At 68.8% G+C, this 15478-nt stretch carries 14 protein-coding genes and 2 tRNA genes; 10 read left to right on the forward strand and 6 right to left on the reverse strand.

What is annotated here, in order from left to right:
- Window positions 1-74: 74 nt before the first annotated feature.
- The 3 genes from ACWDLG_RS14105 to ACWDLG_RS14115 all read right to left on the reverse strand — a co-directional run bounded on the left by ACWDLG_RS14105 (window position 75) and on the right by ACWDLG_RS14115 (window position 2162).
- Window positions 75-692 (reverse strand): uridine kinase, encoded by a 618-nt coding sequence (locus tag ACWDLG_RS14105; RefSeq protein ID WP_449919677.1) that lies wholly within the window; start codon window positions 690-692, stop codon window positions 75-77.
- A gap of 2 nt (window positions 693-694) precedes the next feature.
- On the reverse strand, window positions 695-1315 hold the full coding sequence (locus tag ACWDLG_RS14110) for an NADPH-dependent F420 reductase (RefSeq protein ID WP_449919679.1): 621 nt from the start codon (window positions 1313-1315) through the stop codon (window positions 695-697).
- A 112-nt stretch (window positions 1316-1427) separates the two neighbouring features.
- On the reverse strand, window positions 1428-2162 hold the full coding sequence (locus ACWDLG_RS14115) for a class I SAM-dependent methyltransferase (protein WP_449919681.1): 735 nt from the start codon (window positions 2160-2162) through the stop codon (window positions 1428-1430).
- A gap of 186 nt (window positions 2163-2348) precedes the next feature.
- Here ACWDLG_RS14115 and ACWDLG_RS14120 point away from each other — a divergent pair, with 186 nt between their 5' ends.
- The gene (locus ACWDLG_RS14120) at window positions 2349-2969 is read left to right on the forward strand and encodes a hypothetical protein (RefSeq protein WP_449919683.1); all 621 of its coding nucleotides are present in this window, start codon (window positions 2349-2351) and stop codon (window positions 2967-2969) included.
- An 85-nt stretch (window positions 2970-3054) separates the two neighbouring features.
- On the opposite strand, the gene ACWDLG_RS14125 is transcribed toward ACWDLG_RS14120, so the two are convergent.
- On the reverse strand, window positions 3055-3255 hold the full coding sequence (locus tag ACWDLG_RS14125) for a hypothetical protein (RefSeq protein ID WP_449919685.1): 201 nt from the start codon (window positions 3253-3255) through the stop codon (window positions 3055-3057).
- 48 nt (window positions 3256-3303) lie between these two features.
- Window positions 3304-3374 (reverse strand) — tRNA-Gly (locus ACWDLG_RS14130).
- An 89-nt stretch (window positions 3375-3463) separates the two neighbouring features.
- Between ACWDLG_RS14130 and ACWDLG_RS14135 the strand changes: the two genes are divergently transcribed.
- Both ACWDLG_RS14135 and ACWDLG_RS14140 read left to right on the forward strand, forming a co-directional pair.
- A tRNA-Pro gene (locus ACWDLG_RS14135) sits at window positions 3464-3537 on the forward strand.
- Between the two features lie 166 nt (window positions 3538-3703).
- The gene (locus tag ACWDLG_RS14140; protein WP_449919686.1) at window positions 3704-4564 is read left to right on the forward strand and encodes a class I SAM-dependent methyltransferase; all 861 of its coding nucleotides are present in this window, start codon (window positions 3704-3706) and stop codon (window positions 4562-4564) included.
- A 193-nt stretch (window positions 4565-4757) separates the two neighbouring features.
- On the opposite strand, the gene ACWDLG_RS14145 is transcribed toward ACWDLG_RS14140, so the two are convergent.
- Entirely contained in the window at window positions 4758-5237 is a 480-nt protein-coding gene (locus ACWDLG_RS14145; RefSeq protein WP_354914843.1) for an ATP-binding protein, read from the reverse strand.
- Window positions 5238-5463: 226 nt separating this feature from the next.
- Here ACWDLG_RS14145 and ACWDLG_RS14150 point away from each other — a divergent pair, with 226 nt between their 5' ends.
- The 7 genes from ACWDLG_RS14150 to ACWDLG_RS14180 all read left to right on the forward strand — a co-directional run bounded on the left by ACWDLG_RS14150 (window position 5464) and on the right by ACWDLG_RS14180 (window position 15020).
- On the forward strand, window positions 5464-6330 hold the full coding sequence (locus ACWDLG_RS14150) for a helix-turn-helix domain-containing protein (RefSeq protein WP_449919689.1): 867 nt from the start codon (window positions 5464-5466) through the stop codon (window positions 6328-6330).
- A gap of 164 nt (window positions 6331-6494) precedes the next feature.
- Window positions 6495-7859: a trigger factor gene (tig, locus tag ACWDLG_RS14155; protein WP_354914839.1), complete on the forward strand. Its 1365-nt coding sequence runs from the start codon at window positions 6495-6497 to the stop codon at window positions 7857-7859.
- Window positions 7860-7961: 102 nt separating this feature from the next.
- Window positions 7962-9500, forward strand: coding sequence for a Na+/H+ antiporter (locus ACWDLG_RS14160; RefSeq protein ID WP_449919692.1), 1539 nt, complete (start codon window positions 7962-7964; stop codon window positions 9498-9500).
- 112 nt (window positions 9501-9612) lie between these two features.
- Window positions 9613-10245, forward strand: coding sequence for a ClpP family protease (locus ACWDLG_RS14165; protein WP_449919694.1), 633 nt, complete (start codon window positions 9613-9615; stop codon window positions 10243-10245).
- 11 nt (window positions 10246-10256) lie between these two features.
- A complete protein-coding gene (locus tag ACWDLG_RS14170; protein WP_449919697.1) occupies window positions 10257-10880 on the forward strand; it encodes an ATP-dependent Clp protease proteolytic subunit in 624 nt (207 codons plus the stop codon).
- A 174-nt stretch (window positions 10881-11054) separates the two neighbouring features.
- Window positions 11055-12338, forward strand: a complete 1284-nt coding sequence (gene clpX / locus ACWDLG_RS14175; protein WP_354914831.1) for an ATP-dependent Clp protease ATP-binding subunit ClpX — start codon at window positions 11055-11057, stop codon at window positions 12336-12338.
- Window positions 12339-12455: 117 nt separating this feature from the next.
- Window positions 12456-15020, forward strand: coding sequence for a valine--tRNA ligase (locus tag ACWDLG_RS14180; protein ID WP_449919700.1), 2565 nt, complete (start codon window positions 12456-12458; stop codon window positions 15018-15020).
- Window positions 15021-15478 lie beyond the last annotated feature (458 nt).

A 15478-nucleotide genomic window follows, 5' to 3' on the forward strand; every position in this document is an offset into this window, starting at 1 on the left:
GACGGGCGGCCGGGGCAGCAGCACGGGACGGCGGTGATCGGCGCGCCTGAACGGCACGGGCGGCCGGGGCCGGCTCACCTGAGCAGCACGGGATGGCGTGGATCGTCGGTCTTGACCGCCACGTCGGCCGACTCCGCGGGGGCCACCTCGCGCTCGTAACGCTCGTAGGCCGGCAGCCGCCAGGCGTCTCCGGGTTCGGTGCGCCGGGTCAGGGCCGCCCGCGACAGCCACAGGTGCACGGTCAGCTCGGCCGGCAGGCCCCGCCCGAGCAGCAGCGTGCCGTCCAGCAGCAGCACCCCGCCCTCCGGCAGCGTCTCGTACGGCGCGCGGGTGGCGCGGTCGGTCACGCTGTTCCACAGCGACGGGACGATCCGGCCGGTGCCGCCGGGGGAGAGCGGGTCGAGCACCTCCCTGCGCAGGCCGCCCTCGTCCAGCCAGTCGTCGTAGAAGGCGTCGGGGTCGGTCCTGCCGTACTCCAGGCGCAGGGAGGCCGCCCGCAGGAAGTCTCCGGCCGACACCCGTCGCACCGCGCGCCCGCGCACCCGCAGCGGCTCGACCAGGTCGTCGGCCAGCAGATCGGGCCGCGCCGACGGCGCGCCGTCGACCAGCACCCGTACCCACGCGCCGCGCGGGTGCCGTGCTACGCGCTCGGCCAGTTCCTCGACCAGCGACGCGGGAGAGATCGGCCGCAACGCTAGCGGTCCCTGCCCAGGGCCTGCCGCAGCTCGTCCCGGGTGAGCCGCCGGTTGTAGGGCGGCGTGTCCGGCTCGAACCTGCGGCCCTCCGCCAGCGGCCCGGCGTCGACCACGTCGAACCCGAACGCGTCCGTCAGCTCGGCCACCACCCGCTTGGCCGCCTCGTCGTCACCCGCGATCGGCAGCGCGCGCCTGCCCGGCGTGCCCTCAGGCAGGCCCTGCGTGGCCAGGTCGCGGTAGTAGATGCTGTTGAACGCCTTCACCACCCTGGCGTCCTTCAGGTGCGCGGCCAGCAGCTCGCTGCTCGTCGTCTCGCCGGAGTCGAGCTCGGCGACGTGGCCGTCCCTGGCCGGATAGTAGTTGTTGGTGTCGATCACGATGGTGTCGATGGGCGGCACCTCGCGATAGCTGCCGAACGGGATCGTCACCACGACCACGTCACCCGCACGCGCCGCCTCCTCCGCCGTGCCGGCCCGCGCCCGTGGCCCGAGCTCCTCGACGAGGTCGGCGAGGGTCTCGGGGCCGCGCGAGTTGCTGAGGACCACTTCGTGGCCTGCCGCGACGGCCAGCCTGGCCAGCGTGCCGCCGATGGATCCGCTGCCGATGAGTCCGATAACCATGGACGTAACCATGGACGCGGCAACACGGCGCCGCCCTCGCCCTATTCCGTCGCCGGGCCCGCTCTCAGATCCGCTCTGAGGTCCGCTCTGAGGTCCGCTCTGAGGTCCGCTCTCAGGTCCGCGCGATGATGAGGAACTCTCCGTCCCCTTCCCCGACCGGCTGCCGGTGCCACCCGCCGTGAATCCGCTCCACCCGGAATCCGGCCTCCGCCAGGGAGGCGCGCAGTTCCTCCTCGGTACGGAAGCGCAGCGTCGAAGTGCTGAGCAGCGTCTCCCCGTTCGAGAAGGCGTAGTGGTAGGTAAAACTGACCCTGCCGTCCTGGACGTCGGTCACCTCCACCCAGGTCTCGGCCTCGGCACCGTCCGGCAGGCGCACCAGCTGGCGCGAGTCGGTCGGGTTCCACCGTTCCCAGGCGAGATTGCGGGGATCCCGCGAGTCGAACACCAGCCGGCCACCTGGCACCAGCGACCGTTCGAGCGCGGCGAGGACGCGCTTCCACTCCTCGTCGTCGACGAAGACCTGCGCCACGTGGCTGGTCATGACCGCGACGTCGAACGCGCGCTCGGGAAGCACGTCGGCCGTGCCCTCGATCCAGGTGACCCGCTCGGCGCCGGGCTTGGCGCGGGCCGCCTCCAGCGACGCGCGGGCCGGATCGACGCCGGTGACCGTATGGCCGGCCGCCGCCATGCCCAGCGCCAGCCGCCCGGTCCCACATCCCAGATCCAGCACCCGGGCAGCGGGAGTCTCGCCGACCACGGCGAGGAAGAAGTCGTCGTCGCGACCCCAGGTGTACATGGCGTCGTAGACCGCCACCAGCCGGGGGTCGTTGAACTCGGCGTCGTGCATACGGAGATCGTATTCGCCCGTTCTCCTGGCAGCCGAAGACGCTTCACCCCCCGCGCCTTTGTCGGCGAGTTCTGTTCAAGAAGATGAGCCGGAGGCGTTCTGGACCGAGATGGGCGGCTCGGCCACGATGAGGGCATGACGGAGAACGGATCAGCGCGGCCGCCGACGGCGGGCGGAGGAGCAGGGTTGCGCCTGAACTGGTCGGCACTGGGCGCTCTGGCGGGCGCGGCCGCCGCCGTGGTCGCGCTGATCGCCTACCTGGTGCCGCCGACCCCACCTCCGCAGCCCCCGTCCGACGCGGTGGCCCCCACCCCGGCCCTGCAGTCGTCGTCACCAGATCCGGTGACCACCCCGCCCGCACCGCCGACCCCGAGTCCATCGCCTGAGCACAGCACGCCGCCTGAGTCCAGCACGCCGCCTGAGTCCAGCACGCCGCCCGAGTCCAGCACGCCGCCCGAGCCGACACCGCCGAGCTCCACGCGAGAGGTCCCGGATTCCTCGGCACCGGTGGCAGCGGTCCGGCCCGGCGGCTGCGACGAGGCGGCGGCGGCGCTGACCGCATACCGCCGGAACGCCGGGACCATCCGCAGCAGCCAGGCAGCCGCGGCTCAGCAGACGCACCACGACCTGATGGGCGCGGTCCTCGACGCGCAAGGAGTGGTGGGGGCGAAGATCAGTCGGCTGGCCGCCGAATTCCAGGAACTGAACTTTCGCCTGACCGGCATGACCGGCGGCGATCCCAACCAGGTGATCGCGGATATCAATACAGACGTCGCGGAGCTCAACAGGCTGTGCGGATCCGTCTGACCTGACGACACGTCACAGCCGGACCGGCGCGCGACGGCCGCGGAGCAGCGGGGGCCACCAAGCCAGCGCAGGAGCGCACGCCGCCTCAAGGGCTGCTCTGATCTACCGGCACGCCACCAGAGACCAGGACCAGGCCGTCGCGCAGGCGCTCGGCCGGGCATTCAGGGGCAGCGAAGAGGAACCAGGCATCCACGGCAGCGAAGAGGAACCAGGCATCCACGGCAGCGAAGAGGAACACAGAAAGAAGGCAACGGGCAGAAGATCGGAAAAAGCGTCTGAAGATCACGAAAGGCCAGGTCTCCCTTGCCGGGTGACCTGGCCTTTCGCCTGTCTGAGCGGACGACGGGAATCGAACCCGCGTAGCTAGTTTGGAAGACTAGGGCTCTACCATTGAGCTACGTCCGCGCGAGCCGGTCGAAGTCTGGTCTAGACTTCATCCGGTCGTCAGGGCGTAAGCGTACCGGAGTCCCGGAGCGCATGCGTAACTGACGTCGCGGGGCGTGGCGCAGCTTGGTAGCGCGCCTGCTTTGGGAGCAGGAAGTCGCAGGTTCAAATCCTGTCGCCCCGACTGCCGTGCCTGCCACGAGGCCACTCCACGAGATCGGGAGTGGCCTCGTGCGTGTCCGGCGGGCGGGCAGGCGGCCAGGCGCTCATGTGCGTCGTGGCGGCCGTCCTCGGCGCCGCGAGACCCCTCCGGTGGTATGGCGGAACACCATCAGGCATGATGACCCTGAGTGGGGAGTCGCGTGCCGGGGGTGAGCATGTCGATGGACGACGAGGTGCGGGCCGGGTCGGTGATGCTCACCAGTGACTGGATGGCCGTGATCCGGTCCAGGGAGCGGGCCCAGGCCGACGCCTATGTGGACGATCCGTGCGCCGCCGCCTTCGTCACCTCGGAGTCCGAGGCGAGCTACGACGAGATTCGCAGCAAGGGGCTGCCGTCAGAGGTGGTGCCGATCAGGGGGCGGCTCGGCGACGCGACGCTGCTCGAGTCAGGCGTACGGCAGGCGGTCTGCCTGGGCTCGGGCACCGACTCCCGCGCCTACCGGCTGCCGCTCGACGAGGGCTTCAGCTACTTCGAGGTCGACCTGCCCGGCCAGCTCGCCGGCAAGGCGGAGCTGCTCGGCGCGGCCGGGTTCACCGCCAGATGCCGGGTGGAGGTCGTGGAGGCGGACCTGCGCGAAGACAGCTGGACGGCCGCGCTGCTCGCCGCCGGCTTCGAACCCGGGCGGCCGGTGCACTGGATCGCGGAGGGGCTGTTCTACTACCTCACCAAGCCGCAGGGGCGGGCACTGGCCGAGACCATGAGCGCGCTGTCGGCGCCGGGCTCGTGGTTCACCTTCGACGGGCCGCACGACCGGTTCCTCGCCGATCCCGCCCGGCAGGAGTTCCTGCGGCAGATGAGCGAGCGCGGCTCGCCGTTCGTCGGCTCGTTCCGTGATCCGGTGGAGTGGCTGGCTCCCTACGGCTGGCTGGCGCAGGCGGCGCTGCACCGCGACATCGCCGACGGGCGCTGCGACTGGCTGCCGCCGTTGCCGGAGCGGTTGCGGGCCCCCATCCAGGACGTCTGGTTCGTCCGCGCCCGTCAGTCCTGACGTCGTCCCGGGAGCAGCCGGGTTAACGCCGGTCGGCCGCCAGGGCGGCAGGACGGACGGATGGACGGCGCCCCGACGGCGGGCGGGTTCGTGAATGGCCGTGGTCGCGTGTACAGGGATGCCGCGACGGCGGCGAGCCGGTCAGGAAGACGGACCGGAAAGACCAGCAGGAAAGACGAGCGCGGAAGACGACTCAGGACGGCGAGTCGGCCTCGGTGTGGAACAGCGCCCAGACGGCCTTGCCGCCGCCGTCGAGGCAGTCCCAGCCCCACTGCTCGCTGTAGGTCTCGACGATGTACAGGCCGCGCCCGTTCTCGGAGATGAAGTCGGGTTCCTTCGGCATGGGCACTTCGTCGCTGGGGTCGGCGACCGCCAGCAGGACGTGCGGGGCGGCGCGCATCAGCAGCAGCGTGATGTGGCGGTTGCCCCTGGCGTACCTGACCGCGTTGGTGACCAGTTCGGAGACCACCAGGGCGGCATCGTCGCCGAGCTCGGACAGCCCCCAGTCGTTGAGGGTCGAGCGGGTGACGTCCCTGGCCGTGCGGACGGAGTCGGCCTTGAAGGGGAGGGGCCAGGAGGTGGTGTCCGGGAAGTCGTCGTGGAGCAGGCGCTCGAAGCCGACTTCACGCGTGATCTGCAGGCAGGTGGCAGCGGCCAGAGGGTCCTCCACCATCCCGCCGTACCTCCACTAATCCCGAATTAGTGCATATGTCAGTGATTGCCCCCGATATGCACTAGGCCATCATGGGTCACGACAAGCCACGCTGCAAGACCCAAATGCACGTGCAGCTGCAATGTGCAACAGCATTGTGATTACTGGCATGGGGGACACACGGCTGAGACCTTGTCATGGAAGCTGGAACTAGTGACACTGTGTGCGGACCGAAGAGGGAGGCATTGTGACGCAGCACCCGCCGGGGTCGGGGCCAACGGCTCTGCGCATCCTCCTGGGCTCCCAACTTCGCCGGTTGCGTGAGTCGCGGGGCGTCACGAGGGAAGAGGCCGGTCACCTCATCAGGGGCTCCGAGTCCAAGATCAGCCGCATGGAGCTCGGGCGTGTCGGGTTCAAGGAGCGCGACGTCGCCGACCTGCTCACCCTGTACGGCGTGGCGGAGGAGAGCGCCCGCAGGGCCGTGCTCGACCTGGTGGCCACCGCGAACGAGCCGGGCTGGTGGCACAGGTTCAACGACCTGCTGCCCTCGTGGTTCCAGGCCTACGTCGGCCTCGAGGAGGCCGCGGCCCGCATCAGGACGTACGAGGTCCAGTTCGTCCCCGGCCTGCTGCAGACCAAGGAGTACGCCAGGGCGGTCATCACCGCCGGTTCGGCGGGTGTCGGCGGCGAGGAGATCGCTCGCCGGGTCGACCTGCGCCTCGAGCGCCAGCGTGTCCTCGACCGGCCCGGCGGCCCCGTCTTCTGGGCAGTGATCGACGAGGCCGCCCTGCGCCGCCCCATCGGCGGTGCCGACGTGATGAAGGCCCAGCTCGAGCACCTGATCGAGCAGATGCGCCAGCCCAACATCACCATCCAGGTCATGCCGTTCGACTTCGGCGGCCACAGCGCCGAGGGCGGCGCGTTCAGCATCCTGCGCTTCCCCGACCACGACCTGCCCGACGTCGTCTACGTCGAGCAGCTGGCCAGCGCCCTCTACCTCGACAAGCGCGAGGACGTCGACCGCTACACCGAGGTCATGGAACGCTTGTGCGCGGTCAGCACGACACCAGACGAGACCGTCGAACTGCTGAACAAGATCAAGGACGAGATCTGAGCCGCGCTTCGTCGTGCTTCGGTGCACATCTGCCCTAGACTGGCGTGCGGCGTTGGACATTCGCCGGTGCGAGCATGCCCGACACCGATCATGTGGGCGCGGCGCGTGAGCCGCAGATCTGGACGCGCCCGCGGACACTCAAGCTTGATCAAGGAGACCACCCCGTGAAGACCGCTGTCGAGGAGCTCAGCCCGACTCGGGTGAAGCTCACCGTCGAAGTGCCGTTCGACGAGCTTGGCCCGAGCATGCAGGCGGCGTACAAGAAGGTCGCGCAGCAGGTGCGCGTCCCCGGTTTCCGCCCCGGCAAGGTCCCGGCCCGCATCATCGAGCAGCGCTTCGGCCGCGCGGTGGTGCTGGAGGAGACCCTCAACGACGCGGTGCCGAAGCTGTATGGTCAGGCCGTCGACGAGGTCGACCTGTTCCCTGTCAGCCAGCCTGACATCGAGGTCACCAAGATCGAGGACGGCGAGCAGATCGAGTTCACCGCCGAGGTCGACATCAGGCCCAGCTTCGAGGTGCCCGACTTCGCCGGCATCGAGGTGACCGTCCCGGCCGCCGAGGTCACCGACGAGGACATCAACGGCCAGCTCGACGCGCTGCGCCAGCGCTTCGCCACGCTGACCGGCGTCGAGCGTCCCGCCGTCAAGGGCGACTTCGTCGTGATGGACCTGCGCGCCGAGATCGACGGCGTCAACCTCGAGGAGCAGCAGGCCAACGAGGTGTCCTACGAGGTCGGCGCGGGCTCGGTCCTGCAGGGCCTCGACGACGCGCTCGAGGGCATGTCGGCCGGCGAGGAGAAGACCTTCCGCACCGAGCTCGTCGGCGGCGAGAACGCCGGCGACGAGGCCGATGTGATCATCAACATCAAGTCGGTCAAGGAGAAGGTCCTTCCCGAGCTCGACGACGAGTTCGCCCAGCTGGCCAGCGAGTTCGACACCCTCGAGGAGCTGAAGGACAGCATCCGCGAGCAGGCCCGCCGCAACAAGCTGGTCGACCAGGTCGTCCAGTCCCGCGAGAAGGCCCTCGACGCCCTGCTGGAGAAGATCGACATCCCGATCCCCGACAGCGCGCTCAAGGCCGAGCTCGACGCCCGCAAGCACAACCTCGACCACCAGATCGCCGAGAGCGGCCTGAGCCGCGACGCCTTCTTCCGTCTCTACCAGACGACGGAGGAGGAGCGCTTCGCCGAGTTCGAGACCCAGTCGGCCAAGGCCATCAAGAGCGGTTTCGTCCTCGACAAGATCGTCAAGTCCGAGGAGCTGGGCGTCAACGAGCAGGAGCTGACCAACTTCGTGGTCCGCCGCGCCATGCAGATGGGCGTCGCGCCCAACACGCTGGCCCAGCACCTGTCCGACAACGACCAGCTCACGCTGGCGATGGTCGAGATCGTCCGCGACAAGGCCAAGACCGTCGTCGGCGACGCCGCCAAGGTCGTCGACGAGGCCGGCAACGAGGTCGACCTCAAGGCCATCTACACCGAGATCAACGGCGAAGAGGTCACCGAAGAGGCGCCCGCCGACCAGGAGTAAGCACTCCGCGTTCTGCCGAAACCCCCGTTCCTGCTCCCGCAGGGCGGGGGTTTCGCCGTTTTCGGGGCAGGCACTCACGAGAGGCCGATCGACGGGGGAGTCATGGGGGACGAGCTGTTCTTCCTCGCGCTGGCGGTCGCCGTGGCCCTCGTGGCGGGCCGCGTCCTGGCCCGCCGCCTGCTCGTGCCGGAGGCGATCCTGCTGGTCGCCTTCGGCCTGCTGATCAGCCTGCTGCCCGGGGTCGACGACGTGCGCGTCGACCCCGAGATCGTGCTCAACCTCTTCCTGCCGCCGCTGGTCTTCCACGCCGCCTTCCTCACCGCGCCGCGGGAGACGCGGGCGGACGCCGGCCCCATCGCCATCATGGCCTTCACGCTGACCTGCGCGACGGCGCTCGTTGTGGCGGCCGTGACCGGCTGGGCCGTACCGGGGCTGCCGTGGGCGGCGGCGCTGGCGCTCGGCGCCGCGGTCGCGCCCACCGATCCCGTGGCCGCGACCGCGGTGCTGAAGCGGGTCGGCGCGCCCCGCCGGCTGGTCACCATCCTGGAGGGGGAGAGCCTGGTCAACGACGGGGTCGCCCTGACCATGTTCGGGCTCGCGTTGGCCGCGCTCGACCATCCGGTCACCGCCGCCGACACCCTGATCGAGCTGGTCAAGGTCGTCGCCGGCGGCATTCTCTGGGGCATCGCGGTCGCCGGACTCGTCGGCTGGCTGCGGCCGCTGGTCAAGGAGCCCGGCGCGCAGATCGTGCTGTCGCTCGTCACACCGTTCGTGGCCTACCTGCCCGCCGTGGAGCTCGGCCTGTCGGGCGTGCTCGCCACGATCGTGGTGGGCTTCCGGCTCGGCACCACCGGGCAGGGCCTGCTGCAGCCCGCCTCCCGGCTGACCGGGCAGGCCTTCTGGGAGGTCCTGGTCTACCTGCTGGAGTCGACGCTGTTCGTGCTGCTGGGCCTGGAGATCACCGACGTGTTCGGCGCCATGCCCGGGCAGTCGTGGTCGCGCCTGCTGGTCACCGTCGTGGCGGTCATCGCGGTCGTCGTGCTGCTGCGGATGTTCTGGACGCTCGTGGTCGTGCCGCTGCTGCGCTTCAAGCGCTTCGAGACCATCGACGTACGGCAGCGCGTCGCGATGGGCTGGGCCGGCATGCGCGGAGCCATCACGCTGGCCATCGCGCTGTCCATCCCGTTCGACGTGCCCAACAGGCAGATACTGCTGTTCCTGGCCGCCTGTGTCGTCCTGGCCACACTTGTGGGCCAGGCGGCGACACTGCCGTGGCTGCTGCGCAGACTCGGACTGGGGGAGAGCGAAGCCGAGATCAAGGAGGAGGCCGTCGCCCGCGCGGCCACGCTGGAGGCCGCGCTCGCCCGCATCGACGAGCTGGCCGCCGACGACCGCATCGACGACCGCACCGCCGACGTCTACCGGCAGCTGTTCGAGCTGCGCCTGGACACCGTGCGCTCGGTGCTCGGTGAGGACGAGGGCAGGCCCGAGATGGGCAAGCTCAGGAAGGAGCTGGTCAAAGCCCAGCGGGACAAGCTCAACGAGCTGTACCGCAAGGGCCGGATCAGCGTCGCGACCCAGCGCAAGCTGCTGCACGAACTGGACCTCGAGGAGCGCAGGCGCGCTTCCGGCGGGCACTGACGCCGACCTGCGCCGACAGCGAACAGTCGGTGGACCGGGCATGACCTGTGGGCCGTGCGCGTTAAGGTCACAAGCAAAGCCCATCGATTACGACGCATCGGAAGGTGACGCTGTGACCAGCCCGCCGACCTTCTATCAGCCCGAGTCGCGAGGCCGTGAGAACGGCTCGTCCTTCCGGCTTGAGGACCAGCTGTACCAGCGCCTGCTGCGTGAGCGCATCATCGTGCTCGGCACGGACGTCAACGACGAGATCGCCAACCGCATCTGCGCCGAGCTGCTGCTGCTCGCGGCCGACGATCCCGACCGCGACATCTACCTCTACATCAACTCGCCTGGTGGTTCCGTCACCGCCGGCATGGCGATTTACGACATGATGGAATACGTGCCGAACGACGTGGCCACGGTTGCGATGGGCCTGGCGGCTTCCATGGGGCAGTTCCTGCTCTGCGCCGGCGCCCCTGGCAAGCGTTACGCGTTGCCGCACGCCCGCATCATGATGCACCAGCCCTCGGGCGGCATCGGCGGCACCGCCGCCGACATCGCCATCCAGGCTGAGCAGATGCTCTACGTGAAGAAGACGCTGGCCGAGCGGATCGCCTTCCACACCGGCCAGTCGCTGGAACAGATCGAGGCCGATTCCGACCGCGACCGCTGGTTCACCGCCGACGAGGCCAAGGACTACGGCTTCATCGACCACGTGGTCCGCAGCGCGCGCCAGGTGTCCTCGCAGGGCACCGTTTCCTAGGGGGAGCTGAAGTGAACATCGAGAGCCGCTACGTTCTCCCCTCCTTCGTCGAGCGCACGTCGTACGGCGTGAAGGAGATGAACCCGTACAACAAGCTCTTCGAGGACCGCATCATCTTCCTCGGAGTGCAGATCGACGACGCGTCAGCCAACGACGTCATGGCTCAGTTGCTGACGCTCGAGTCGCTCGACCCCGACCGTGACATCAGCATCTACATCAACTCGCCCGGCGGGTCTTTCACGGCCATGACGGCGATCTACGACACGATGCAGTTCGTCCGGCCGGAGATCCAGACCGTCTGCCTCGGCCAGGCCGCCTCCGCGGCTGCCGTGCTGCTGGCCGGCGGCACCCCGGGCAAGCGCTTCGCGCTGCCCAACGCCAGGGTGCTGATCCACCAGCCCTCCACCGAGGGCGGCGGCCAGGGTAGTGACATCGAGATCCAGGCCCGTGAGATCCTGCGGATGCGAGCGCTCCTTGAGGAGATCATCGCCAAGCACTCGGGCAAGGCTCCGGCCGAAGTTCGTAAGGACATCGAGCGCGACAAAATTCTCAACGCCGATGAGGCCAAGGCGTATGGTCTGATCGACGACATCATTCCGGCCAGGAAGAAGCGAGCTCAGGCCGTCGCTTCCTGATCGAGACGCGACGCACCGGAGCGCTGCCCAATTGGGCACGTTCCGGTGCGACTCGCCGCCAGGGGGCTCACTGAGGGCCCAGAAGACGGTAACGTCGAAACCTGAGCGGTTCGGACCGGGTCCGAAGGATCGGATCGCGGGAGCAGGGCGGTCCCACGCAAAGGAGTTTCTGGGGTGGCACGCATCGGCGACGGTGGAGACCTGCTGAAGTGCTCTTTCTGCGGGAAGAGCCAGAAGCAAGTCAAGAAGCTCATCGCCGGTCCCGGCGTCTACATCTGCGATGAGTGCATCGATCTCTGCAACGAGATCATCGAGGAGGAGCTGTCTGAGTCCTCCGAACTCAAGTGGGACAATCTGCCGAAGCCGAGAGAGATCTACGAGTTCCTCGACGCCTACGTCATCGGCCAGGACAAGGCCAAGAAGGCGCTCTCGGTGGCGGTCTACAACCACTACAAGCGGGTGCAGTCAGGCGACCGCGGCAGGGACGACGGCCTCGAGCTGGCCAAGTCCAACATCCTGCTGCTCGGTCCGACGGGATCCGGCAAGACGCTGCTGGCGCAGACGTTGGCCAAGATGCTCAACGTGCCGTTCGCCATCGCGGACGCCACGGCGCTCACCGAGGCGGGATACGTCGGCGAAGACGTCGAGAACATCCTCCTCAAGCTCATCCAGGCCGCCGACTACGACGTCAAGAAGGCCGAGACGGGCATCATCTACATCGACGAGGTCGACAAGATCGCCCGCAAGAGCGAGAACCCGTCCATCACCCGCGACGTCTCGGGTGAGGGCGTGCAGCAGGCGCTGCTGAAGATCCTGGAGGGCACGACGGCCTCGGTGCCGCCGCAGGGCGGGCGCAAGCACCCGCACCAGGAGTTCATCCAGATCGACACCACCAACGTGCTGTTCATCTGCGGTGGCGCGTTCGCCGGCCTCGAGAAGATCATCGAGTCCAGGGTCGGCAAGAAGGGCATCGGCTTCAACGCCATCATCCGGTCGAAGGAAGAGATCGACTCCGCCGACATCTTCGGCGACGTGATGCCGGAGGACCTGCTGAAGTTCGGGATGATCCCCGAGTTCGTCGGCCGGCTCCCGGTCATCACCTCGGTGCACAACCTCGACCGCGAGGCGCTCATCCAGATCCTCACCGAGCCGCGCAACGCCCTGGTCAAGCAGTACCGCAAGCTGTTCGAGATCGACGGGGTCGAGCTCGAGTTCACCGACGACGCCCTCGAGGCGATCGCCGACCAGGCGATCCTGCGTGGCACCGGTGCCCGCGGCCTGCGCGCCATCCTCGAGGAGGTGCTCCTGTCGGTGATGTACGAGGTGCCCTCCAGGCAGGACGTGGCGCGCGTGGTCATCACCCGGGAGTCGGTGCTGGAGCACGCCATCCCGACGCTGGTCCCGCGCGACCAGCTGGCCGCCAAGCAGCAGCGGACCCCGCGCGAGAAGTCGGCCTGACCACAGGCCGTCCTTGTACGCCGAGGCCCCCGGAGCACAAGCGCGCTCCGGGGGCCTCGGCGCGTCCCGGGGGTGACGATTCCACGGAAGTCGCCCGAGGTCTCTAAACTTGACCGCGTGACAACGCCAGAGCTGCCTACCCAGTACACGCCCGCCGACGTCGAGACCCAGAGCTACGAACGCTGGGTAGCAGGCGGTTACTTCGGCGCGGACCCGGGCAGCGGGCGCGAGCCGTACTCGATCGTGCTGCCTCCGCCCAACGTGACGGGTGTGCTCCACATCGGCCATGCGCTCGACCACTCCGTCCAGGACGCGCTCACCCGCCGCGCCCGCATGCGCGGCATGGAGACGCTGTGGCTGCCCGGCATGGACCATGCCGGCATCGCGACGCAGAACGTCGTCGAGCGCGAGCTCGGCAAGGAGGGGCTGTCCCGGCACGACCTCGGCCGTGAGGCGTTCGTCGAGCGCGTCTGGCAGTGGAAGGACGAGTCGGGCGGCAAGATCCTCGGCCAGATGAAGCGCCTGGGCGACGGCGTCGACTGGTCGCGCGAGCGCTTCACCATGGACACCGGGCTGTCGCGCGCCGTCCAGACCATCTTCAAGCGGCTCTTCGACGACAAGCTGATCTACCGCGCCGAGCGCATCACCAACTGGTGCCCGCGCTGCCTGACCGCGCTGTCCGACATCGAGGTCGAGCACAGCGAGGACGAGGGCGAGCTCGTCTCGATCCGCTACTCCGACGAGATCGTGGTCGCCACCACCCGGCCCGAGACGATGCTCGGTGACACGGCCGTGGCCGTCCACCCGTCGGACGAGCGCTACGCGCACCTGGTCGGCACCGAGGTGGAGCTGCCGCTGACCGGGCGCAGGATCCCGATCGTCGCCGACGAGCACGTCGACCCCGCCTTCGGCACCGGCTGCGTCAAGGTGACGCCGGCGCACGACCCCAACGACTTCGAGATCGGCCGCCGCCACTCGCTGCCGTCGCTGACCGTCATGGACGAGCGCGGCGTGATCACCGCCCATGGCCCGTTCCTCGGCCTCGACAGGTTCGAGGCGCGACCGGCGGTGGTCGCGGCGCTGCGCCAGCAGGGCCTGATCGTCGCCGAGAAGCGGCCCTACCTTCACGCCGTCGGCCACTGCTCGCGCTGCAAGACCGTGGTGGAGCCGCGGCTGTCGCTGCAGTGGTTCGTCAACGTCGCCCCGCTCGCCAAGGCCGCCGGCGACGCCGTCCGTGACGGGCGCACCCGCATCCACCCGCCGGAGCTGGCCAAGCGCTACTTCGACTGGGTCGACGACATGCACGACTGGTGCATCTCGCGCCAGCTGTGGTGGGGCCACCGGATCCCGGTCTGGTACGGCCCGGCCGGCGAGGTGGTGTGCGTCGGACCGGACGAGGACCCGCCCGCGGGCTACGTCCAGGACCCGGATGTGCTCGACACCTGGTTCTCCTCGGGGCTGTGGCCGTTCTCGACGCTCGGCTGGCCGGCGCAGACGCCCGAGCTGGCCCGCTTCTACCCGACGACCGTGCTGGTGACGGGATACGACATCCTGTTCTTCTGGGTGGCGCGGATGATGATGCTGGGCCTGTACGCGATGGACGGCCAGCCGCCCTTCCGCACCGTCGCCCTCCACGGCATGGTCCGCGACCAGTTCGGCAAGAAGATGTCGAAGTCCTTCGGCAACGTGGTCGACCCGCTCGACTGGATCGACCGCTACGGCGCCGACGCCACCCGTTTCACCCTGCTGCGCGGCGCCAACCCCGGCTCCGACGTGGCGGTCAGCGAGGAGTGGGCGGCCGGCTCGCGCAACTTCTGCAACAAGATCTGGAACGCCACGCGCTTCGCGCTCATGAACGGCGCGACCACCGGCGAGCTGCCCACCGCGCTGACGTCGGCCGACCGGTGGATCCTGTCGCGGCTGCAGACCGTCGTTCGCCAGGTCGACGAGGCGTTCGAGGAGTTCGAGTTCGCCAAGGTCGCCGACCTGCTCTACCACTTCGCGTGGGACGAGGTCTGCGACTGGTACCTGGAGCTGGCCAAGGTCCAGCTCGCCGAGGGGCTCGACCAGACCCGCATCGTGCTCGGGCATGTGTTCGACGCGCTGCTGAGGCTGCTGCACCCGTTCGTGCCGTTCGTGACCGAGGAGCTCTGGCGCGCAGTGACCGGCGGCGAGTCGGTGGTCGTCGCACCGTGGCCGGTGGCCGACGACCGCTACGCGGACCCGGCGGCCGAGGCGCAGATCCTCGCCCTGCAGGAGCTGGTGACCGAGGTGCGCCGCTTCCGCTCCGACCAGGGCCTCAAGCCGGGCCAGAAGGTCGCGGCCAGTCTCACGCTGGAGGGTACGGCTGTCGCCGCGCACGAGAGCGCCATCCGGTCCCTGCTCAAGCTGCAGGAGCCGGGCGAGTCGTTCATGCCGACCGCCTCGTTCGTCGTCGGCGAGGTCACCGTCGCCATCGACACCGCGGGCGCCATCGACGTGGCGGCTGAGCGCAAGCGGCTGGAGAAGGACCTGGCCGCGGCGCGCAAGGAGGCCGCGCAGGTGGCGGCGAAGCTGGGCAACGAGCAGTTCATGGCCAAGGCGCCGGAGGACGTGGTGGCCAAGGTGCGGGCCAGGGCGGAGGCGTCCGCCGCTGACATCAGCAGGCTCGAGGCGCAGCTGGCGACCCTGCCCGCCGGCTGATCGGCGTGGACAGCGGAGGGCCCGGAGTCGTGCTCGGCTCCGGGCCCTCCGGCATGTTTGGCCAACGCGAACCAGGGGAAAACTGATTCGTTACCGAAGGTGGACGCCGGACCTCTGGCTGGCTGCTACAGTTTTCAAGGCGGGGCAACGCGGCCTACGGATCTTCGGAAACGAAGGTCACGTAAGGACTGCTAGGCTCCCGTCACTCCCTCTGAAACACATTCGATCTTCGGGCGGCGTCCACGCGATTGGACAAGGACCGAATGATGGAGTAGTTTCAGAGGGTTGCCCCGGAAGCGGGGTGGTCGAGATTGTAGCTGGTTCGCCCGGTTTGACAGCAAGTCGGATGAAACGGTAAAATTAAGACACAACGAACGAAGCGAGTGCGGCCGGGTGGTTGACGGTGAACGCGTCCGTTTCTTGAGAACTCAACAGTGTGTTAAAAGCCAGTGCATGAA

Source organism: Nonomuraea sp. NPDC003727 (assembly GCF_053586935.1).